This is a genomic window from Bacillus sp. PK6-026 (assembly GCF_054161455.1).
This window is the reverse complement of the sequence record NZ_CP096418.1, coordinates 3206416-3228337: the sequence shown is the minus strand read 5'-3', so window position 1 is coordinate 3228337 and position 21922 is coordinate 3206416. Positions and strand designations below refer to the sequence as shown.

Here is a 21922-nt window from a genome sequence, read left to right as displayed (position 1 = left end):
GCACTTATTCATAAAAATAATTGCCAATAACAATTATTTTCTGTAAAATAAAGTTAATAAATGTAATTTTTGTGTTTTTAAAAAGAAGAAAGGATGAATGAAGAAGTGGAAGCGAAAGCGGCATACGAAAAAGCGGCCGGGCTCTTGAATCAGTGGTACACCATGATCAAGCGCCATGAAGCGCTCCAGGCTGTATCTTTGAGATACGAGATCCGAAACCTGCTCTCTAAAATGGAGAAAAACAGAGATTTGGAGCTCTATTTTCAGCTTTTGGACTACCGCTGCAAATTGATGATGGAGCAGTTTGCAGAATCAGCCGAGCTCTTCCGGAAGATTAAAAGGCAGAAGGAAACGGTTAAGAACGCGGATGACATCATTCAGTACTATTTTTTCTTTTTTTCAGGCATGTATGAGTTTTATGAGAAAAACTATCTTGAGGCGATCAGCTGTTACAAAAAAGCGGAAATGAAGCTGCATAAACTGACCGATGAAATTGAAAAAGCGGAATTTTACTATAAGATCGCAACTGCCTACTACCAAATAGATGATCATTTCAGATCGTTGAACTACTCCGAAAAAGCGCTCTCACTTTTCAGCAAGCATAAAGAATACATAGACAAAACGATCGGGTGCGAAATGATTCTCGGGTCGGTTCAGTTTGAACTGTTCCGCATCAAACAAGCCGAGGAACACTACGGCCGGGCGCTTGATCAGGCCGTTTCCCTCCAAAACCGGCGAATCATCGGGCTGATCTATCATAATATGGGTCTGAACTACGCCAAATGCAGCATGCCGCTTTTGGCGGAGGAGCACTTTAGAAAAGCTCTTTCAATCGGTGTCCATGAGCAATCGGTCTTTGGCATTAACACCCTTTTTGAGCTGTCCCACCTCATGTACAAAAACGGTTCTCCCGAAGAAGCGAGACGTCTCTGCAAAGAGGGATTTACCAGAGCGGCGGAACAAGGAGAGGATGAATACGCGGCGAAATTCAGGCTGATTTTCGCCCTGTATGACGCGGGCCATCCGCTCGATATTGAACTTTCGCTTGAATACATGAGCGATAAACGGCTATGGCCGCATGTTGCCGAACTGACAAAAGATATAGCCGATTACTACATGAAGTCCGGCGACCATGAAAAAAGCGCGCTTTACCTGGAAAAATCGCAGCATGCCAAGAATCAAATATATAAAATGAAGGAGGGGCTCATATGAAAAAATCCATTTGTTTTTTCACCGTCATGCTTGTTTGTCTGATAGGGGGAAGCTTCACAGCCGATTCTGCAGCACAGGACGGATCGTTCCAGACATTGGGGAAATCAGTGTTTCCTGACAGTGGACGATAGAGAAAACCTGCTGAAATAGAAATTGCCTCCCGACTTTTGCTATAATAGTCTCACCTAAAGGCAATTGAAGGGAGCAGTAACGATGACGATAAAAGAGATTTCGGCTGATGAACTGAAAGACAGGCTTGCAAAAGGAGAAACGCTGAACATTATTGACGTCAGAGAAGATGAAGAAGTGGCTGAAGGAATGATCCCTGAAGCCGTTCACATTAAAATGGGGGATATTCCTGAAAAACTCGATGTCTTCCAAAAGGAGCAGCCTTATATTTTTGTCTGCCGATCAGGCAAGCGCAGCGAAAATGTCTGCCTCTATTTGCAGGATAAAGGCTTTGATGTCACCAATATGGTCGGCGGCATGCTCGAATGGACCGGAAACACAAAGCCGAAAACAAAATAAGCGGGTCCGGCTTCTTATCTGTACAGATAAGAAGTTTTTTATTTATCACATGTCAGGAAACGCTCGGAGCCTCCTGCCGGCGACCTTCAAGGTTCTTTCGATCAGGATTTTAAGCATAACTTCGGCTGTGTGCGAATACCTTTCATTATAGAAAGGAGAGAGCGTATGCTGAAGGTAGCCGTATTTGATGAAGAACACGAAAAAGATTTGCAGCATGAGATCAATGAATTCTTAAAAAAGCTGTCGGAAGACCAGCTGGTCGATATAAAATATGACGTATCAGCCGCATGCGATCCTCAAGGCGAACAGCTTTACTGTTTTTCTGCGTTAATTTTATACAGGACATAAAAAAACAGCTCTTCAAAGGAAGAGCTGTTTTCGTTTATGCTTTTTTCACTCTCGGGCTTCTTGGCTTCTGGAATTTCTCAGCCTGTTTAATTTCTTTCCGCTCTTGTGACAGAGATTTATACAACGATACAAGCATGAAAATCACGACGACTGAGAACGGCAGTGCGGCCAGGATGGCGGTGTTTTGCAGCGCCGATAGTCCGCCTGAATACAGAAGCGCTGCAGCCATTGCTGACTGAATGATACCCCATGATATCTTGACCGAATTCGCAGGGTTCAGTGAACCGTAAGTCGTTTGCATGCCGAGAACAAATGTTGCCGAGTCTGCGGAAGTGATAAAGAATACGGCAATGAGCACCAAGGCAACGATAGATGTAATCATCGCCAGCGGATAGTGGTCAAACATGCCAAACAGCATCGTGTCTGAAGACAGTTTTGCAATGTTAAAAGTCCCTTTTTGCTGAAGATCCATCGCTGAAACCCCGAAAATTGAGAACCATAGAAACGCCAGCACAGTAGGGGCAAACAATACGGCAATCAAAAATTCCCTGATTGTGCGCCCCCTTGATACGCGGGCGATGAAAATACCGACAAACGGCGACCAGGAGATCCACCAAGCCCAGTAGAAAATCGTCCATGAATTGATCCATTCACGGCTGTCCGGATCATTAGGCGCAAGGCGGAAGCTCATTTGCACCACGTTGGAGATATACGTTCCGATCGTGTCCGTAAACGAGTTCATAATCAACACTGTCGGTCCCACGAACAGCATAAAGATCATCAGGATGCCGGCCAGCACCATGTTCGTATTGCTCAAGTACTTGATGCCTTTTCCGATACCGCTCCATGCGGAAACTAAAAACAGCACGGTAACGACTGCAATAATTGCCAGCTGCACTTGAAAGCTGTTCGGTACTCCGAATAGATAATGGAGTCCGCCGTTGATCTGCGTGGCGCCGATTCCGAGACTAGTCGCTACACCGACGACGGTTGCGAAGACAGCGATGCAGTCAATCCCTTTTCCAAGCGGTCCGTTGACTTTGTCGCCGAAGACCGGAAACAGCGTCGCGCTGATCAAGCCAGGCGCGTCTTTTCTGAATTTAAAGTACGCGATGCAAAGAGCAACGATCGCATAGATCGCCCATGCATGCAATCCCCAGTGGAAAAATGTATACCTCAGAGAATCTCTGAAGGCCTGGGCTGTTTCTGTTTCACCTGATGGAGAGCTAATGGCAAAATGGCTGATCGGTTCAGCCGCGCCATAAAATACGAGACCAATGCCCATACCTGCGCTAAAAAGCATGGCAAACCAAGATAATCGAGAGAATTCAGGTTTTTCTTCAGGTTTCCCTAATTTGATCTTTCCGATCGGACTGAAGATCAAAAAGATGCTGAATGCGACAAACAGAGAAACCACCAATAAATAATACCATCCTAGTGTGTTCGTAACATAACCTTGAATCGAAGTCGTTAACGCCTGAAGGTTATCAGGAGCAACGATTCCCCATAATACAGCTGCTGCTGTGATAACAATCACAATCCAAAAAACGCTTGAAATATTTTTCAAAATCATCCTCACCCTCTAATCATTTTTCGTCCTTACTCCCATCATTATGTTTAGTATGAGTTGCACATATAAAATTCATTCTCTCTCAGGAAGTTTGACCTAGCTTCCCCTATTACCCCACAATCAGGTGAAACAAAACTCTTTAACCGTAACATACTTTTCAAAAAAGGCACAAGTCTCAGCACTGCGCTGAAACTCTGCCATTCCACATTTGTCAAGGGTTTGGAGCAATTTTATTTTTTTCTTCGGCAAATTGAAAATTCGCCTGCATTCATGCCTGCAAGTCTGCCTGTGACAAGCGCGGATGTGATATTGTACCCGCCCGTATAGCCGTGAATATCGAGGATTTCCCCGCAGAAATAAAGCCCCTCCTTTTTTTTGGACGCCATTTTTTTAGGGTCGATTTCTTTTACGGAAACCCCTCCGCCGGTCACAAAGGCTTTGTCAAGCGAAAGAGTGCCGTTCACGTTGACGGTAAACTCTTTACAGTCTTTGACGAAAGCTCTGAAACGGTCTTTGGAAAGGGATGAAAACGTTTCAGAAGGATCAATCTTGTTGCGCTCAAGAAGAAACAGCAGATACCTTTCCTGCATCCAAGGCTTCAGCATGTTTTTGAGTGATTTTTTCGGAGCGTCCTTTAATTCTTTATGCATGTTTTGAAAAAGCTGTTCTTCATGAATATCAGGGAACAAGTCGATTTTCAGCCTGACGTTTTCCTGCTTTTTCAACTCTTTAACGACAAATTGGCTGCACCTGAGGACAGCGGGCCCAGAAAGTCCAAAATGGGTAAAAATCATATCCATTTGGTGGGTGATGACCGGTTTTCCTTTTTTGTTCAATACGCTGAGAGCGACGTTTCTCAATGATAGGCCTTGCAATGTTTTCTGCTTGATAAAAGGCTCGTCAGACGTAACCGGAACTTCTGTCGGGAACAGTTCCGTAATCGTATGGCCGGCTTTTTCCGCCCATTCATAGCCGTCTCCGGTCGATCCTGTATGCGGGACACTTTTCCCGCCGACAGCGATAACGACAGAGCCCGCTCCAATTTCTTCGCCGCTGCCTGTCACGATCCCGCACGCTTTTTCTTCATTGTATAGGACTGTTTTCACTTTTTCGTTTGTCCGCACGCTTACATGAAGCTGTTCAAGCCTTGTTAAAAGTGCATCCACTACGCTCTGCGCCTTGTCGGAGACAGGAAACATTCTTCCGTGATCTTCCTCTTTCAGCTTGACGCCCAGGCGCTCAAAAAATTTGATGATGTCCTCGTTGTTAAATTCAGAAAAAGCGCTGTACAAAAAGCGTCCGTTTCCGGGAATATGCCGGATGATCTCATCAACCGGCAAGCGGTTCGTCACATTGCACCGTCCGCCTCCCGAAATGGCCAGCTTGCGGCCGAGTTTGTTTCCTTTGTCAATCAAAAGAACGTCCGCCCCCTGTTCACCGGCCGCGATGGCGGCCATCAGCCCGGAGGGGCCTCCGCCGATGACGATGACATCAAAATACTTCATACCAATATCCTCAACTTTCCTGTCTTGTAGAGCCTGCATTCTGTGCAGGCGGGAGGGATTTCATCAGATAATATCCGCGCTCCATCTTCTTATTATAACGAAAGATCGGCAGGATGAAAAAACGTTAAAACATGGGGATGTTAAAATTTAGCCATGTTATTATTACCTGAGTAATGCGCCTGTATGTTAAAATAGAAAAGTTGAATCTATTGAAGAAAAATGGTGATTGGGAACATGTCAAGCAAACTGTTAAGAGGCACCTTTGTATTAACGCTTGGTACCTATATTTCAAGGATCCTCGGAATGATTTACTTGATTCCGTTCGGAGCCATGGTCGGTGCCACCGGCGGTGCCCTGTTCCAGTACGGTTATAATCAATATACGATTTTTTTAAGCATTGCGACCATGGGATTTCCGGCGGCCGTGTCCAAATTTGTTTCAAAATATAACTCGATGGGCGATTATGAAACAACGAGAAGGATGCTGCGCGCCGGAATGTCGATGATGCTCGTCACAGGCATCATTGCTTTCTCCATTCTATATTTGTCTGCCCCGTTTTTTGCGGAGATGGCCCTCGGCGGAACAGAAAACAACGGGCTGACGATTGAACATGTCGTGTATGTCATTCGCATGGTCAGTCTCGCTTTACTTGTTGTGCCGATCCTGGCGCTGATCAGAGGCTTTTTCCAAGGTCACCAGATGATGGGGCCGACAGCCGTTTCACAGGTCGTTGAACAAATTGCCAGAATCGTCTTTCTATTAACGGCTACTTATTTGGTGATCAAAGTATTAGACGGCGGGCTTGTCGTAGCTGTCGGCTATGCGACTTTTGCGGCTTTGATCGGCGCATTCGCCGGGCTGTTCACGCTTTATTTTTCCTGGCAGAAAAGAAAAGGGGCGCTTTTGGCGCTGAAGCCGAACCTGGTTCCTTCCGCCAATATTACGTACCGGCAGATGTTTAAGGAGCTGTTCAGCTATGCCGCCCCATACATCTTTGTCGGATTGGCGATACCGCTTTACCAGTACATTGATACGAATACGTTTAATAAAGCGATGATTGCAGCCGGCTATCAAAACATCAGCCAGGATTTGATGGCGATCGTGACGCTGTACGTGCCAAAGCTTGTGATGATACCGGTATCTCTCGCGACGGCATTCGGCCTGACATTGATCCCGGCGGTGACTGAAAACTTTACCAACAAAGATTTCCCTGCTTTAAATAAACAGATTGATCAGGCGATGCAGATCATTCTTTTTATCGTTCTTCCTGCATCAGTCGGTATGGCTCTTTTATCGGGTCCGGTTTACACGTTCTTTTACGGCTCGGAAAGCCTGCTCCCTGAAATGGGACGAGATATTTTGTTCTGGTACGCGCCCGTGGCGCTGTTATTCTCGCTCTTCACCGTCAACGCTGCGATTTTGCAGGGGGTGAACAAGCAGAAATTTGCGGTTGTCAGCCTGATGATCGGGATTGTAATCAAAATCGGGCTTAACGTTCCGCTCATCAAGCTGTTTCAAGGAAGCGGATCGATTTTGGCAACGGCGCTCGGCTATTCAGCGTCACTCCTGTACGGATTTATTATGATTAAACGTCATGCCGGCTATTCGTATCGCAAACTGTTTAAACGGTTTTTGCTGATGCTGATCCTGACGGCGGTCATGGGCATCATGTTGCTGCTTGTTCAGGCGCTACTCAGTCTGTTTATTTCATATGAAGGCGGGCAGATCAAATCTGCTGTCGTCATTTTCATCACAACCGCGGTCGGCGGATCGGTTTATCTGTACTTGGCTTACCGTGTGAAACTGCTCGAAAAAATGTTCGGTCAGCGGTTGAATCGCTTTTTCAAAAGAAAGGCCTCCTAAAAAGGGCTTTTCTTTTTATGTAAAAAAAGGGAGTGTCTTCATGAGATTGGATAAACTGTTGTCAAACAGCGGCTACGGTTCGAGAAAAGAAGTCAAAAAAATGCTGAAAAACGGGGCGGTACGCGTGAATGATCAACTGATCAAAGACGCAAAAGAGCATGTAGACCCGGAATCAGACGACATCACGGTTTACGGCGAACCCGTCGTTTATCAGGAATTTATTTACTTGATGATGAACAAGCCGCAAGGCGTGCTGTCAGCGACAGAAGACAGCCGCCAGGAAACGGTTGTTGATTTGCTCGATCCGGAGCTGTTGAGGTTTGAGCCGTTTCCGGTCGGAAGGCTTGACAAGGATACCGAGGGGCTGCTGCTTTTAACGAATGACGGCCAGTTGGCACACCAGCTTTTATCGCCGAAAAAACACGTGCCTAAAACGTATGAAGTACATGTCGATAAGCCGATTGATCAGGCGGCTCTCGATCAGCTTGAAAAAGGGGTCGATATCGGTGAAGGATATGTCACAAAACCGGCTGAAGCGTCGCTTTTGGCAAGCAAAAACGGCGTGGAACGTCTGCTTTTGACAATAACGGAAGGAAAATTTCATCAGGTTAAAAGAATGCTGAAGGCGGTCGGCCGTGACGTCATCTATTTAAAGCGGCTGAAAATGGGGGATGTCGATCTTGATGGAGAGCTTTTGCCGGGGGAATACAGAGAGCTCTCTGAGCACGAGCTTGCCGCATTGCAAAACAAAAAGACACTCTGATTCGTCGAGTGCCTGTAGAGCTGGTTTATGGGGCATCAAACTTCATCGGGTTTGATGCTTTTTATGTTTGATGGCTGTCCTATATGATATTCAGCGCTAAAGTTCAATTTTTCAGAATATTACTATGAGGAGATTTTCACTTTTTTTCTTGTAGTCTCCCATTTGCCTCTGCTGGGGCTGTGTACTAGATCGTTGTATGCCAACACATTCAGATCACGCTGGATTGTTCTCGGTGTAGTGCCAAATTCATCAACCAGTTCCTGGGTTGTAACGAGTCCTTTTTCTTGAATGAACATGTATACTGATTTGATCCTGGTTAGCATTCGGTTTGTTGAAGGTTTCAAACAACCACTCCCTATCGTATGATCGAATGGACTTGACTACCACAACTTACGACTCCAAAATGCAGCATGGACGGTTAGCGACCATTTCTTGAAAATGATCAATAAATATTATACACGATCTCTTTGCCAAATATCCAGAAAAAAGCCGGAGCCAAATTAATGAAAAAATGAAAATCGTGAGCAGAACATGCAGTACGATCACGTTTTTTTGCCAAAAAAATTTTAAACTTTTTCTAGCTTCATACGTAGTAAAAGAGAGGTGGTAAAGATAATGAAATTAAAAGTGCATATTGAAAAATCCGGTTATGAAGAAAAGGAATCGGCGATCGAAAATATATCGTTTACTGTGGGGGAAGGCGAGCTTGTCGGATTAATCGGACCGAATGGAGCGGGGAAAAGCACGACAATTAAAACGATACTCGGTTTAACAAGGCATATGGCCGGGCAGGTTGAATGGGCTGAAACGTCAAACTATGCATACATACCTGAACAGCCCAGTTTTTACGACGAATTGACTTTATGGGAGCATATCACGGCTTTAGGGACGTTTTTGCAGGAGGACGAGTCCTCGTTTTTGCCGAGGGCGAATCGGCTCATCGAGCGATTCGCGCTGGAGCATGCGCTTCATGATTATCCGGGGAGCTTTTCGAAAGGGATGCAGCAAAAGCTGATGCTGATCCATGCTTTTCTCATGCAGCCTGATCTATATATTATCGATGAACCGTTTATCGGGCTCGATCCGATCGCAAGCCGCCTCTTTTTGGATATGCTGAAAGAAGAGCAGAAGCGGGGAGCGGGTATTTTGCTTTGTACGCATGTGCTGGATACCGCCGAGAAGATCTGTGACCGTTTTTTGCTGATTTCAAATGGCCGTCTGATGCTGGAAGGTACGCTCGAAGAGCTGCAGGAGAAAACCGGCCTTTCGGGTGGCTCGCTGCTTGACTGCTTTTACTTTGCTGTAAAAGGTGCGCCCGCATGAGCGGCCGGGCTCTGTTTATCAGCAGGCTGAAAGCGGACTGTCTTTATCAGCTCCGGATCATCAAACTGGTCATCGATTGGACGGTTGCGCTGTATATTGTACTGCCTGCGGCTGGAATCGGCGTTTATCAATATATCAAATGGCTGAATGGAGGGTCGTTTGATAACGGATGGCAGGCCGGATTGATTGTGCTTGCTCCGGCCGTTTTTACGCTGTTTGGGTCTGTGAGGACATTTTTAATGGAAGCTGATCAGCTTTATTTGTTGCAAAAAAAGACACTCGTGCTGGACATGAAAAGGTGCGGCTATTTATATTGTCTGTTTATCCAGTTTTGCAAATGGCTGTTGGCGGCGGCCGTGTTTACTCCTCTGTTCGTCAGACAATTTGGGATTGAACTGCCCGCTTGTCTCGCCGTATTCTTTTTTTATTTCTGTCTCAATTCCTTGATCACCGTCTTGAAGAGGCGGAACATCGGATGGCAGTACAAGCTGAAACACCGGGTGCTGAACGCCGGACTGATCTTTTTCGTGTGGCTGTCGGCTTGTGCAGTTGTTTTGTTGTTTTCCTGGCCGGTTGTAATCTTGAGCGGCATGGTGCTGTCTGCGGCCGCGCTGAAGACCGCCTGCGGCACTCTCGGCAACATGTATCTATTTTATGAAGAGGTTGAATTTGATAACAGAAGAAAGCTGAGACTCGCAAAATTTTTCCTGTCGCTGAACCTGGATGGAAGCGTGCCGAAGCAGGGGAAACGAGGGGCAAAAAGGCCGCGGCTGTTCTTTAAAAAATCTCGGAACATCTTTAAAGCCCGTACAGTGCAAAATGGCCTTAAGGAAATCTTTTTTAAAGTGATGCTGCGCCATCCGGACTATAAAAGACAGCTTATGCAAATGATCGGCATTTTTACGGCGCTGATCATGGTTGGACCGATCTGGATGAAAGCGGGCGCTCTCCTGGTTTTTGCCTTCGCTTATCGAAGTCTGTTGTCCGTCCATTTTGACAAGGTGATGGAACGCGTTTTTTTGCTGGGGGCAGACAAAGAAAGCGACGCTTTTTATGAAGCCAGGCGGAATTCCATTGACTGGTTTTTCTATCCGGGGTTAATCTGGTGCTGCCTCGTCATCGCGCTCAGCCTGATGCTGAAAACCCCGTCTTTTTAAAAAAGACGGGGTTCAGTCGTTTAATGCCCTTCCAAAAAGAAGAGGTGTATGAAAAAGAGAACGGCAAACACGAAGACAAGCGGATGAATTTCGCGCCATTTGCCTTTCGCGGCTTTGACAATCGGATAAGAAATAAACCCGAGGGAAATGCCTGTCGCAATAGATGATGTCAGCGGCATTGTCAAAATGACGAGAAAGGCCGGGAATGCTTCGTCAAGCTCTTTCCAGCGAATGTTGGTGACAGCGCCGATCATCATGCTTCCTACAATGATCAATGCCGGCGACGTAATCGCCGAGATCCCGGAGACCGCGCTCACAAGCGGGCTGAAAAACAGCGCCGCTCCGAAAAGCACAGCGACTGTTAAAGACGTAAGCCCTGTTCTTCCGCCTGCGGCCACCCCTGCGGATGATTCGATATAAGCGGTCGTCGGGCTTGTCCCGAACATTGCGCCGATCGTCGTCGCTGTCGAATCGGCAAGAAGGGCTTTTCTTGCATTCGGCAGTTTGTTGTTTTTCATGAGTCCGGCTTGTTCGGCGACACCGATCATCGTTCCTGTCGTATCAAAAATCGTGACGAGCAGGAACGAGAAGACAACCGAATAAAGGCCGTAGTGGACGACATCTCCAAAAGCGGCGAAAGGGTTTGTGACGATCAGTTTTTCCGGCAGATGAGGCATTGACAGAATCCCTTTGGTAAACTCAAGCTGGCCGGTAAAAAAGGCGATCAGGCCGGTTAAGATCATACCGAAAAATAGAGCGCCGTTCACATTCATGACCATCAAAACGACGGAGAAAGCCAAGCCGATTAGTGCCAGGATCACTCCGGGCGAGTGCAGATTGCCGAGTCCGACCAAATTGGATTCATTGGCGGTAATGATTCCGGCTCCTCTCAGACCGACAAAAGCGATAAACAAGCCGATTCCGGCGGTAATCCCGTATTTTAGATTAGCCGGAATGGCTTCGATCAGTTGTTTTCTAAGAGGTGTTAGCGATAAGATAATAAAGAGGATGCCGGCCGCGAAAACAGCGCTGAACGCTGTCTGGTAAGAAATTTCGCCGTTGGACGAGCCGACGACTGACACTGCAAAATACGCATTCAGCCCCATCCCGGGTGCAATCGCGATCGGAAAGTTGGCGGAAAGCGCCATCCAAAGCGTTCCGACGACGGCAGCAATGATTGTGGCAGTGAACACTTGATCAAACGGGACGCCTGTACCGGATAGGATACTAGGGTTGACCACGACGATATAAACCATTGTAAAGAAGGTTGTAATACCGGCGAGGATTTCTTTTTTGACTGTGGTTTGGTTTTCTTTTATGTTAAACATCATTTCCTCCAATAACGAACATTATAGCAAAACAATATCTATATTATTCGTTATCGGGTGTTTTTGCAAGGGTTTTTGGCTAAACTGAAAAAAGAAGGGGCGAAATTATGAACTGGGAACAGGAAGTGTCAAAAAGACGGAATGAGATCGTAGAGGATATTCAAGGTTTTTTAAAAATCAACAGCGTCCTTGATGAAGAGACGGCGGGTCCGGGTCGGCCGTTTGGAAAAGGAATTCAAGAATGCCTGACAGCGCTTTTGAATAAAGGGGAAGAAAGCGGATTTACGGTCAAAAATCTTGACGGGTATGCAGGCCATATCGAATGGGGGAAAGGCGAGGAGATCATCGGCGTGCTTTGCCATATTGATGTCGTTCCGCCCGGAGATGGCTGGACGAGCGATCCGTTTGCTGCAGAAATTAGAGACGGCCGCATCTATGCAAGGGGAGCGCTTGATGATAAAGGGCCGACAATGACCGCGTATCATGCATTAAAAATTGTCAAAGACTCCGGCCTCCCATTATCAAAGCGAATCAGAATGATTATCGGCACTGATGAAGAAAGCGACTGGCGCTGTGTGGAGCATTATTTTAAACACGAAGAGATGCCTTCGGCTGGTTTTGCGCCTGATGCTGATTTTCCGATTATCTATGCGGAAAAAGGCCTGATTGACGCGGCTTTAAAAATTGAAACTGATCAAGCGGAAACAGGTGCGGACTTAACATTGGAGACTTTCCGGTCCGGCCGGCGTCTGAACATGGTGCCTGATGACGCCGAAGCCGTCCTGGAGGGGTCTGCCCCATCAGGATTTGAAGAGTCATTTGTCCGGTTTGTAAAAGAAAAGCGCGCAGAAGGGCGTATTCTTCAAGAAGACGGCAGACTGACATTAACCGTGTACGGCAAATCAGCTCACGCCATGGAGCCTAATAACGGTGTCAATGCCGGCCTCATTTTGTCCGAGTTTTTACACACCCAATCCCTTGACAGAGCCGGGCTCCAGTTTGTTCAAACGGTTAGCGGGGCTTTTGCCGGAGATACGAGAGGGGAAAAAATCGGCATCGGCTGCCGCGATGACATCAGCGGAGAGCTGACGTTGAATGTCGGCCGGCTGCAGTATGAACAGGAAAAAGGCGGAGAAGCCCATATTAACATCCGCTATCCTGTGACTGAAGAGAGCGATCGGGTGAAATCCGGGCTTTCGCAAATAAAGGGCGCCCGGCTGGTGAGCTTTAAAGACAGCAAGCCCCATCATGTAGCAAAAGACCATAAGCTGATCCAAACGCTGCAGCGGGTCTATGAGGAGCAGACAGGGGAAACGGCACAATTAATTTCGATCGGAGGGGCGACATATGCACGGTCACTGGAAGCCGGCGTGGCATTTGGACCGCTGTTTCCAGGCCGTCCCGACGTTGCCCATCAGAAAGACGAGTATATGGAAATTGATGATCTGCTGAAGGCTGTATCGATATATGCACAGGCCATTTATGAATTGGCGAAGTAGCAAAGAGAGTGATGACATGAGTCATAAGCGAGGCGTTTTATTTGAAATCCCGAACGGGTACGGGCGCTTTCTTCTCGATATGCTGAAGCCGGTTGAACCGGCCGATTTCAATTGGCTGCTTGCCGATGGCGAATGCTATCTCGTGGAAAACGGTGAATTGTCAGATGAAAATCTTTTTCCTCAAGATCCGCAGGTGATGACAGGAGAAGCATTTAAAAAAAGGCTGGAAGACGCAAGGTACTATCTCATCTTCGCCGATCTGAAGGCTTTTCCGAAGGATGGCCATCCTGAAGATGTCAGCACATATGAATCATATATGAAAAGCAGCTGCGAGCTGATTGTGCTTACAGCCGATTCGAGTTTTGTCACGATATACTGCAAAGATCAAAAAAAACTGGAGCTTCTATATCAAAATGCAAAGGACTGCGGTTTCAAGCGGATTGAATATATAACGGATCACAACGATGCCAGGACAGGAATGTATGTGTAGCATAACGAAGACGGCCGCTCTCTAGAGCGGCTTTTTTGCTGTTAAACATTGCTGTTTTCAGGAGAGGGGCTTTTTGAAGCAGGAAAAGGAATTGCTGCATGTGAGGAAACGGTTTTATTCATTTTATTTTTTGTTCTTTTTCGGTTACGGGCGTTTTATCCGCTTCTTTCCGTGTCGGCAGACCCTCGCATTCGTTGTCAGGCCTGCTAAGTCGGTGCTCACGAACAAAAGAGAAACGGCGGCTAACGGAGCAGGCGTCGTCCTACCTGAACACTGCCGTCATCACAATCCTGTGAAAACCAGCTCCAATGCTCGGCCTTCCTAGACTGCAAGGGTTGCGGTTCACGCTAAAAAGATGAAAAAATCCCAAAACGTCTCTTGGCTTTGGGATTTTTTCAACAATCTGAGCCTGATTTCACAACAGAAACCAGGCTTTTCTCTCTTAATCAAATTGAAATAAATCGCTTGATAAATAGCGTTCTCCTGTATCGGCTGTCATACAGACGACCACTTTGTCGGGAGGGAGCTTCTTAGCTGTTTCAACAGCGGCGAAGCAAGCGGCCCCAGAAGAAGGGCCGACAAGGATTCCTTCTTCCCGCGCCAATCTGCGCGTCATCTCATAGGCTTCTTCGTCCTTGATCTTTAAGATTTCGTCATAGACGTTTTCGTTTAAAATGTTTGGAATAAATCCCGGACTTGTCCCGACAAGCTTGTGCTTTCCCGGTTTGCCCCCGGATAAAACAGGCGACCCTGCAGGTTCTGCCACATGAACGGTTATCCCCGGAAATAACGCTTTCAGCTTTTCGCCTGTTCCGGTAATCGTTCCCCCTGTTCCTGCTGTTGCAACAAATGCGGCAAGTGGTTTGCCGATTTCTTCTATTGCCCGGGCAATTTCCAGAGCGGTTGATCTCCGGTGAGCCTCCGGATTGGCTTCATTATCAAACTGCATCGGAATAAAGCTGCCCGGGATTTCCCGAGCAAGCTCCTGCGCTTTTTTGATGCTGCCCGGCATCCTTTCATCCCCCGGCGTCAGGACGACCTCAGCACCGTACGCTTTCAGAAGGTTGATCCGCTCTTTTGTCATCGTATCAGGCATAACAAGAATGGCTTTGTAGCCCCTTGCCGCTGCGTTCATCGCAAGGCCGATGCCGGTGTTTCCGCTCGTCGGTTCGATGATGGTTGAACCCGGTTTCAGCAGGCCTTTTTCTTCGGCATCCACAATCATTTGGTAGGCCGCGCGGTCTTTCACGCTTCCGCTCGGATTAAAAGATTCAAGCTTGATATAAACTTGGGCTGCGTTTTCGGGCTGAACGCGGTTCAACTTGACAAGGGGCGTTTCCCCGATTAATTCTGCAATATTGTGAACGGCTTTCACGGCTGTGCACCCTTTCTAAAAACATGATTCTGTCATTATCCTATCATAAGGCCTCGGAAAGTGGAAAATAGAGAGGTTATAAGTCCTTATATTTTTTGTTAAAATATAGAGAAGACGAATGAGGAGGAAGCCATACATATGTCAGTCAAACCGCATTACTTTATTGGAATTCCAATTCCGGCGGAGCTTAGTGAGCCGCTTTATCGAACAGTCAGCAGCCGTCCGGAATTTTCTTTTCATAGATGGGTGCATCCTTTGGACTATCACATCACCCTCGTGTTCCTCGGCTCCGCTGAAGAAGAGCAGCTGGCTATGCTTGCTGACAGCCTCAAGCTGATCTCCGCTGAGACGGCTCCGTTTCAGATTGCCTTGAAACGTTTCGGAACCTTCGGCAAGCCGTCCGAGCCGAGAATTCTTCATGCGGAACCGGAATACTCAGACGCTCTCTTTCACGTGAGGGAACGGGTGAAGCATGCTGCAGATGCGGCGGGATTTGAAATTGAAAAACGGCCTTTTCATCCACATATGACGGTTGCTAGAAAGTGGAATGGATCGGCTTCTTTTAACGGCCGCCTGGAGCCTCTTGAAGACGCGGTGTCTTTTACGGCCGGGCATTTCACCATCTTTCAAACTCATTTAGACAGGCTTCCCAAATATGAGCATCAAGCCGTTTTCCATTTCGGTGAACGGCCGGCTGCAGAAAAGCAGGATTCGGAGATGAACGCAGATGGCACAGATTATTAAAATACAGGACTGCATTTCAAGGTATGAACAGGATCCTTATCATTATATCAACCAGTTTATCCGCTTGAAAAAGCAGCGCTGGCAGTCAATTAAAGAGATGGCTGAGAAAAAGAAAGACAGCCTTCATTACGATAAAGAAGCCGCCGATGATGAAACGGTCGGAAAAAGAAAGAAGACATTTACATTAAAGAGAAAAAAAGAAGCATCCGATATTAATAAAGGAAAAGAAGCCGATGAATGGTTTAACGGACTGGACGGAGAAACGGATGAAAGCTTGATTGCAAGAATTCCTGCGGCACGGGAGGAACTCGTGTCGTTTTTCAAAGAATACGTGTACGAGTTTCAGCTGAAATGGGCAAGCTCGACAATCTCTGACATATCCAGGCTTTCCCGGGAAATAAAAAGCGATAAAATCCTGCACATTTTGGCACAGCAGCTGCCGGATTCATATTTCATCATGTATCGGCCGGTGCTGCAGGTAAATCAGGCTGCGGTAGAGCTCAGCGTCTTGATTCTCACACCTCTTGAGATCTACTGTATATCATTTCTCGAAGGCGAGAAGGACAGCGCATTTATCGGTTCCAAAGATCGTTTTTGGAAAGAAAAAACGGTAAGGGGAAGGGAACGGTCACTGTTAAATCCGGCTGTTGAGCTTCTCAGGACAGGCACGGTTCTTTCCGGCTTGTTAAAGGGATCGGGAATTGAACTGCCTGTGCGCAAAGTTGTTGTCAGCCGGACATCGTATATCGATTATCCGGAACCTCCTTACGGAATCGGCATTTGCGACAAAAGACACTGGAAAGAGTGGCTGGAGAAGCAGCAAAAGAACTTCGCCCCGATTAAAAGCCAGCAGCTGAAAACGGCGAAAATTCTGTTGTCGCACGGCGTCTCCGACTCGATGCGGAGACAGGAATGGCTGAGCTGACCGCCAGAACGTTATCCCGGCTTTTTCATACTATAAAATGGAGAATGGAATCATGAGCGATTGGTATATCATCATAAATCCAAAGGCGGGAAATGCGACGGCCTTCAGAGTATGGAAATCATTGCAGAAAGACCTTCAAAAGGCAAATATATCGTACCGCTCATTTATGACCCAGCATCCCGGGCATGCTGAAGTGTTGGCAAGGCAAATATCAACGATGCAGGATGACAGGCTGAAGCGTCTGCTGGTGATCGGCGGGGACGGAACCGTCCATGAAGTGCTCAACGGCTTAGTCAGCTTGCGGGATATTCAGCTGAGCGTCATCCCGTCGGGCTTAAATAATGATTTTAAACGCGGCTTTGCCGTGAAAAAATCGAATGTCATTAAAGAAATGAAGCGAAAAGGGCAATCGCTGACCCGGACCTATGCCCTCGGAAGCTTTCATACGAAAGACAGTGAAAACGAACTCTATTTTGCCAATCATCTCAGCCTAGGATTTGATGCCTGCGCCGTCAAAAAGATGACTGCTTTGCCGAAATGGACGGCTGCTCTCAGGCTGAATCATTTGATTCAGCCGCTGATTTTCTTTGTTACGGCGTTTACGTTTAAACCGTTTGTTCTTTCGTATGAGAACGGGGATGACAAGCGTACGTTTAAAAAAATCTGGTTTGCGTCGGTTTCAAATCACCCCTACTATGGCGGAGACATGAAGATTGCACCGAACGCGAATCCGCGGGATGAGTTTTTAGACGTGATCATTATTGAAGACCGCTCCGTATTGAAAAAAGCCGGCCTCTTGTTTGCAATGATATTCGGCAAACACATCGGTAAAAACGGTGTTACGGCGTTTAAGACGAAAGAAATTTATTTTCATACGAATGAGCGGGTGCTCTTTCAAGCGGATGGAGAGGTGATCGGCTGGGCGCCCGTTTTCATCAAAACAGGGACCGAATCTCTTCGGTTAAGAGCATAAATCTTTCGAATGAAGGAGAGACTGAGATGCCGGGTATCAGCCGCCCCTTTGAAGCTTATCTCGATGAAATGAGAACGATCACTGTTTTAGTTCCGAAGAGCCGCGCCTCAAGCTGCAGCCCCCCTTTTCTACTTGAAGATGATCAAGGAGGGAAGATAGAGCTTTCGGTAAAAGCGACGGAGGAGCTTGAGGAGAAATTCAAGTATGTTCTCGAAAGCAGCCGCCCCGTTCCATTCGGAAGAGTTCATAAAGTATGCTGTGAAGAAAGCGTCTGGACAGACCTGCAAATTGGTTCTGTTACGCGAAGTGCGGCGTTTGACAAGGCTTTTTTTTATGACGGCCGTCTCGGTGCTTTTTATTCAAAAGAGCGGACTTTATTTAAGGTATGGGCGCCGACCGCGAGTACGGCAGCGATCAAGCTGGAGAGCCCTGATTTGCTTCAAACAAATACTTTTCAAATGATGCGCAGAGAAAAGGGTGTTTTTGAGGTAACGGTCGAAGGCGATCTGAACGGCTGGTCCTATTTATATAAGCTTTATGTAAACGGGACGCCGTTATTGACAGTCGATCCTTATGCGAAAGCTGTTACGGTAAACGGGGAAAAGGGCGTTGTAATAGATCCTGAGGAAGTCAAAGTGAAAAAATACCGTGCGCCAAGCCTTCACAGTCCGTGTGATGCGATTATATATGAGGTTCACATCCGCGATTTTTCGATTCATGAAGACAGCGGTATGCGCCATAAAGGCAAATATCTTGCTTTTACAGAGGACGGAACTGAAACGTCCGGCGGCTTCTCAACGGGAATTGCCTATTTGAAAGAGCTCGGCGTCACCCATATCGAGGTTCTGCCCTTTCACGATTTTGCCGGAGTTGACGAGCTGTCTCCGGACCAATCCTATAATTGGGGCTATAACCCTCTTCATTTTAATGCGCCTGAAGGAAGCTATTCGCTCGATCCGCAGAACCCCAAAAGCAGAATCGCCGAGCTGAAAACGATGATTCAGACGCTGCACAAACACGGCTTCTCCGTGATCATGGATGCCGTATATAATCATGTGTACAAGAGGGAAACATCCCCTTTTGAAAAAACGGTTCCCGGGTATTTTTTCAGACATAATGAATACGGTTTTCCAGCCGACGGAACAGGCGTCGGAAATGACATTGCATCTGAGCGGCTGATGGTGCGAAAATATATTCTCGATTCTGTCCGCTATTGGCTTGAAGAATATGATGTCGACGGAATTCGTTTTGATTTAATGGGCATTCTTGATATTGAAACCGTCCGCCAAATCAGTAAGCTTGCCGAGAATGTGAAGCCGGGCGCGCTCCTGTTCGGAGAAGGCTGGGATTTAAATACCCCGCTTGAAAGCGGGCAAAAAGCAACATTGCAAAATGCCGGGAAAGTTCCGGCGGTCGGCTTTTTTAATGATCGGTTCAGAAACGCAGTCAAAGGGAGTACATTTGAGCTCGGTGACCGCGGATATGCTTTAGGGGACACTGGAAAAAAAGCTGAGCTTCAACATGGAATTGCCGGCTCACCGGGATTCTTGCTGCCGCCACAGTCAATCAATTATGCGGAGTGCCATGACAATCATACGTTTTGGGATAAGATGGCCTTCTGTTCGGAAGAAGATGCCTGCACAAAACGGCTCAGGCAAAGGCTCGCGCTGTCGATCGTCCTGCTTTCGCAAGGCGTTCCATTTCTTCATGCCGGGCAGGAATTTTGCCGAACAAAGAATGGGGACAGCAACAGCTACAGGTCGGGAGATGGCATCAACAGGCTCGATTGGGAAAAGCGGGCGGAGCTTTGCGAGGAAGTCGAATATGTGCGCCAGCTGATCAGGCTGCGGAGAAGCCATCCCGCTTTTCGTCTGCAAAAAGAGGAGGAAGTCAAGGAACATCTTTCTTTTATGAGCGGTACAGGAGAAGTGACGGCCTACAAGCTGAAGAACATTGCAGCATTTGATCCCTGGAACGAAATCATAGTGGTGCATTGTCCGTCTGCAAAAAAGGAAACGCTTGAGCTGCCCGCCCAGAAACAGTACTTGCTGCACTGCGATCCTTTTACGTTCTTCAATGGGAAGGTTCAAGCGGAAAAAAGGCTTCGGCTGAACGGCATCGGAACCTATGTTCTATACGAACCAAAAGGGATTTTTTAGTTTTGCTTGACGAAGTTTGGCGTCTAGCGCTAAAATTTAAAAGACGGCTATTGTTTAGCACAAATGACTCTCAATAGCCGTCTTTTTATTTGAATATAAAGAGACGACAATACAAGCGGTTTGCTGCCCGCTCTAGGGAGCAGATGCTTTTTAAAATCTTTTAATGAAATGATGGGTTGAAAATCGATATGAACTGGTTGGGACAATTACTAGGTAGCGAATGGGAGATTTCCCCCGCAGGAGGAGCTACAGGAGACGCATATTATGCAGAACATAATGGACAGCAGCTTTTTTTAAAGCGCAACAGCTCTCCTTTTTTGGCTGTCCTGTCCGCGGAAGGAATTGTTCCTAAGCTCGTTTGGACAAAACGAATGGAAAACGGGGATGTGATTACAGCACAGCACTGGCTCAAGGGAAGAGAACTGAAGCCGAAGGATATGAACAGCCAGGCGGTGGCTGAGATGCTTCGGAAAATTCACAGCTCCAAAGAGCTTTTAGACATGCTGAAGAGACTCGGCAAGCAGCCTTTTCAGCCAAACTCTGTAATCACTCAATTGAAGCAGTTTATCCAGGCCCGGCAATATCCGATACCGCAGCTTGACCAAGCCCTTTTGTATCTGGAGCACCATCTCGATGATGTACAGTCCGGAGAAAAGGTCGTCTGTCACTGCGATGTGAATCATAACAATTGGCTTCTTACAGATCAGAACCAGCTTTATTTAATCGATTGGGATGGAGCGATGATTGCAGACCCCGCGATCGATCTGGGGCCGCTTCTTTATCATTACGTTGAAGAGCGGGAATGGGGAAGCTGGCTCGAACGCTACGGCTCTTCGTTAACGGACAATCTCAGGCTGAGAATGGCCTGGTACGTATTGGCGGAAAAAGCAATGACAACACTCTGGCAAGAAGCGAAAGGCAATCAGGAAGGCTTTCACCAAGGGCTGGAACAGCTTCACGCATTAATGAAGCGTCTCGCCGGAGCTTCATGAAAATGAGCCGATATCTTCCACCCATTGTGTGAGATGATCCTGGTGTTCCTGAATGTGGCTGTTGATTGAAGCGGACGATTTTCCCCTCTGGCTGTACAAATAAATGTCTTCGAGAACGCCTTTCAGGCCGGCGTCAAGATTCGTATTTGCCATTAAAGACTTGATAATCCGCTCCATCTGTTCGCACTCAGCGACGGTTCCGGTGCAGTCTGCCTGATGGTCTGAGAGAATATCTTTTAATAGATGAATCTGATTTTGCTGATTTAAGCCCATAATATTGGCACTTCCCTTCATTCTCGGAGTATATGGATTAAAATGTTCAGAAAGCTGTAATTTATACGCGAAAGACCCGGAGGCCGATCTTCGGTCTTTTTTGCTTTGGAAGAGGCCTTGCGGGATTCCGGGATTTCATGGTATGTTGTAAGACGATATAACAAATAGAGGTGTAGTACATGCGAATGCGTCACAAGCCTTGGGCGGATGACTATCTGGCTGAAAACTCTCATATTGTGATCAGCGAGCCGTCTCAATGTAAAGGGAAATGGCATTCCATTTTTGGAAATGACAACCCGATCCACATCGAAGTAGGAACCGGAAAAGGGCAATTTATTTCAGGAATGGCCCTGCAAAATCCGGATGTAAACTATATCGGAATCGAATTATTTAAAAGCGTCATCGTAACCGCTGTTGATAAAGTAAAGCAGACAGAGGCGCCGAATGTAAAGCTTTTGAACATTAATGCCAATATGCTTTCAGACGTTTTTGCAGATGGGGAGGTCGACCGGGTCTATTTGAATTTTTCCGACCCGTGGCCGAAAAAACGCCATGCAAAGCGCCGTCTGACCAATCAAGCGTTCTTGAAAAAGTATGAGCAGGTGCTCGGAGGCAAGGGAGCGATTCATTTCAAAACCGATAACCGCGGGTTATTTGAGTACTCCCTTACCAGTTTTTCCGAATACGGACTCGTTTTGACGTTCGTCAGCCTTGATCTGCATCAAAGCGATTTTCAAGGAAACGTGATGACCGAATACGAAGAAAAGTTCGCCGCTAAAGGCCAGCCAATCTACAGAGTAGAAGCTGAATGGCGAACATAAAAAACAGACTGCTTCCGGCGGTCTGTTTTTTTTGCTTTCAAATGAAGCTTCGGGTTGCGTTTTTTGCTACGATA

At 46.9% G+C, this 21922-nt stretch carries 23 protein-coding genes; 17 read left to right on the top strand and 6 right to left on the bottom strand.

Annotation, left to right across the window (positions count from 1 at the left end; genetic code table 11):
• The first annotated feature begins 93 nt into the window (after positions 1–93).
• The 4 genes from M1D59_RS16395 (at position 94) to M1D59_RS16380 (ending at position 2088) form a co-directional block, all read left to right on the top strand.
• Complete coding sequence (locus M1D59_RS16395; RefSeq protein ID WP_180806814.1) at positions 94–1212, top strand: response regulator aspartate phosphatase; 1119 nt, start codon at positions 94–96, stop codon at positions 1210–1212.
• On the top strand, positions 1209–1343 hold the full coding sequence (locus tag M1D59_RS16390) for a hypothetical protein (RefSeq protein WP_023855526.1): 135 nt from the start codon (positions 1209–1211) through the stop codon (positions 1341–1343). The genes M1D59_RS16395 and M1D59_RS16390 overlap by 4 nt, the downstream gene beginning before the upstream one ends.
• 82 nt (positions 1344–1425) lie before the next feature.
• On the top strand, positions 1426–1740 hold the full coding sequence (locus M1D59_RS16385) for a rhodanese-like domain-containing protein (protein WP_020452637.1): 315 nt from the start codon (positions 1426–1428) through the stop codon (positions 1738–1740).
• Between the two features lie 165 nt (positions 1741–1905).
• Positions 1906–2088 (top strand): sporulation protein Cse60, encoded by a 183-nt coding sequence (locus M1D59_RS16380; RefSeq protein WP_003184510.1) that lies wholly within the window; start codon positions 1906–1908, stop codon positions 2086–2088.
• Between the two features lie 34 nt (positions 2089–2122).
• Here M1D59_RS16380 and opuD read toward each other — a convergent pair whose 3' ends face one another.
• Together opuD and M1D59_RS16370 are read right to left on the bottom strand one after the other, a co-directional pair.
• Positions 2123–3658 carry a glycine betaine transporter OpuD gene (gene opuD / locus M1D59_RS16375; protein WP_105980601.1) on the bottom strand — a complete coding sequence of 512 codons (1536 nt, stop codon included), beginning with the start codon at positions 3656–3658 and terminating at the stop codon, positions 2123–2125.
• Positions 3659–3888: 230 nt separating this feature from the next.
• Positions 3889–5163 (bottom strand): NAD(P)/FAD-dependent oxidoreductase, encoded by a 1275-nt coding sequence (locus tag M1D59_RS16370; RefSeq protein ID WP_458117531.1) that lies wholly within the window; start codon positions 5161–5163, stop codon positions 3889–3891.
• A gap of 234 nt (positions 5164–5397) precedes the next feature.
• Between M1D59_RS16370 and M1D59_RS16365 the strand changes: the two genes are divergently transcribed.
• Together M1D59_RS16365 and M1D59_RS16360 are read left to right on the top strand one after the other, a co-directional pair.
• Positions 5398–7026 (top strand): putative polysaccharide biosynthesis protein, encoded by a 1629-nt coding sequence (locus tag M1D59_RS16365; RefSeq protein ID WP_020452634.1) that lies wholly within the window; start codon positions 5398–5400, stop codon positions 7024–7026.
• 40 nt (positions 7027–7066) lie between these two features.
• Positions 7067–7789: a pseudouridine synthase gene (locus M1D59_RS16360; RefSeq protein ID WP_020452633.1), complete on the top strand. Its 723-nt coding sequence runs from the start codon at positions 7067–7069 to the stop codon at positions 7787–7789.
• Between the two features lie 122 nt (positions 7790–7911).
• Here the strand turns inward: M1D59_RS16360 and M1D59_RS16355 are convergent, their stop codons facing one another.
• On the bottom strand, positions 7912–8133 hold the full coding sequence (locus M1D59_RS16355) for a DeoR family transcriptional regulator (protein ID WP_003184500.1): 222 nt from the start codon (positions 8131–8133) through the stop codon (positions 7912–7914).
• Positions 8134–8404: 271 nt separating this feature from the next.
• On the opposite strand from M1D59_RS16355, the gene M1D59_RS16350 reads away from it, so the two are divergent.
• On the top strand, positions 8405–9112 hold the full coding sequence (locus M1D59_RS16350) for an ABC transporter ATP-binding protein (protein WP_458117530.1): 708 nt from the start codon (positions 8405–8407) through the stop codon (positions 9110–9112).
• Positions 9109–10269, top strand: a complete 1161-nt coding sequence (locus M1D59_RS16345) for an ABC transporter permease (protein WP_075212775.1) — start codon at positions 9109–9111, stop codon at positions 10267–10269. The genes M1D59_RS16350 and M1D59_RS16345 overlap by 4 nt, the downstream gene beginning before the upstream one ends.
• Positions 10270–10289: 20 nt before the next feature.
• Here the strand turns inward: M1D59_RS16345 and M1D59_RS16340 are convergent, their stop codons facing one another.
• Positions 10290–11597 (bottom strand): NCS2 family permease, encoded by a 1308-nt coding sequence (locus M1D59_RS16340; protein ID WP_020452630.1) that lies wholly within the window; start codon positions 11595–11597, stop codon positions 10290–10292.
• Between the two features lie 107 nt (positions 11598–11704).
• Between M1D59_RS16340 and pepV the strand changes: the two genes are divergently transcribed.
• From pepV to M1D59_RS16325, 3 genes are all read left to right on the top strand, one after another.
• A complete protein-coding gene (gene pepV, locus M1D59_RS16335) occupies positions 11705–13096 on the top strand; it encodes a dipeptidase PepV (protein ID WP_458117529.1) in 1392 nt (463 codons plus the stop codon).
• A gap of 16 nt (positions 13097–13112) precedes the next feature.
• Complete coding sequence (locus M1D59_RS16330; protein ID WP_025810984.1) at positions 13113–13586, top strand: DUF2691 family protein; 474 nt, start codon at positions 13113–13115, stop codon at positions 13584–13586.
• A 73-nt stretch (positions 13587–13659) separates the two neighbouring features.
• Positions 13660–13911 carry a hypothetical protein gene (locus M1D59_RS16325; RefSeq protein ID WP_025810985.1) on the top strand — a complete coding sequence of 84 codons (252 nt, stop codon included), beginning with the start codon at positions 13660–13662 and terminating at the stop codon, positions 13909–13911.
• A 117-nt stretch (positions 13912–14028) separates the two neighbouring features.
• On the opposite strand, the gene cysK is transcribed toward M1D59_RS16325, so the two are convergent.
• Positions 14029–14961 carry a cysteine synthase A gene (cysK, locus tag M1D59_RS16320; RefSeq protein WP_020452626.1) on the bottom strand — a complete coding sequence of 311 codons (933 nt, stop codon included), beginning with the start codon at positions 14959–14961 and terminating at the stop codon, positions 14029–14031.
• A 138-nt stretch (positions 14962–15099) separates the two neighbouring features.
• On the opposite strand from cysK, the gene thpR reads away from it, so the two are divergent.
• From thpR to M1D59_RS16295, 5 genes are all read left to right on the top strand, one after another.
• The gene (gene thpR / locus M1D59_RS16315; RefSeq protein WP_020452625.1) at positions 15100–15705 is read left to right on the top strand and encodes an RNA 2',3'-cyclic phosphodiesterase; all 606 of its coding nucleotides are present in this window, start codon (positions 15100–15102) and stop codon (positions 15703–15705) included.
• Positions 15689–16630: a hypothetical protein gene (locus M1D59_RS16310; RefSeq protein ID WP_025810987.1), complete on the top strand. Its 942-nt coding sequence runs from the start codon at positions 15689–15691 to the stop codon at positions 16628–16630. The genes thpR and M1D59_RS16310 overlap by 17 nt, the downstream gene beginning before the upstream one ends.
• Positions 16631–16682: 52 nt before the next feature.
• Positions 16683–17603: a YegS/Rv2252/BmrU family lipid kinase gene (locus M1D59_RS16305; RefSeq protein WP_025810988.1), complete on the top strand. Its 921-nt coding sequence runs from the start codon at positions 16683–16685 to the stop codon at positions 17601–17603.
• Positions 17604–17629: 26 nt separating this feature from the next.
• Positions 17630–19762, top strand: coding sequence for a type I pullulanase (gene pulA, locus M1D59_RS16300; RefSeq protein ID WP_458117528.1), 2133 nt, complete (start codon positions 17630–17632; stop codon positions 19760–19762).
• Positions 19763–19950: 188 nt separating this feature from the next.
• The gene (locus tag M1D59_RS16295) at positions 19951–20754 is read left to right on the top strand and encodes a phosphotransferase family protein (protein ID WP_025810990.1); all 804 of its coding nucleotides are present in this window, start codon (positions 19951–19953) and stop codon (positions 20752–20754) included.
• Here the strand turns inward: M1D59_RS16295 and M1D59_RS16290 are convergent.
• Complete coding sequence (locus M1D59_RS16290) at positions 20749–21027, bottom strand: YtzH-like family protein (RefSeq protein WP_020452620.1); 279 nt, start codon at positions 21025–21027, stop codon at positions 20749–20751. The genes M1D59_RS16295 and M1D59_RS16290 overlap by 6 nt on opposite strands.
• 179 nt (positions 21028–21206) lie before the next feature.
• Between M1D59_RS16290 and trmB the strand changes: the two genes are divergently transcribed.
• Positions 21207–21848: a tRNA (guanosine(46)-N7)-methyltransferase TrmB gene (gene trmB, locus M1D59_RS16285; protein WP_023855521.1), complete on the top strand. Its 642-nt coding sequence runs from the start codon at positions 21207–21209 to the stop codon at positions 21846–21848.
• Positions 21849–21922 lie beyond the last annotated feature (74 nt).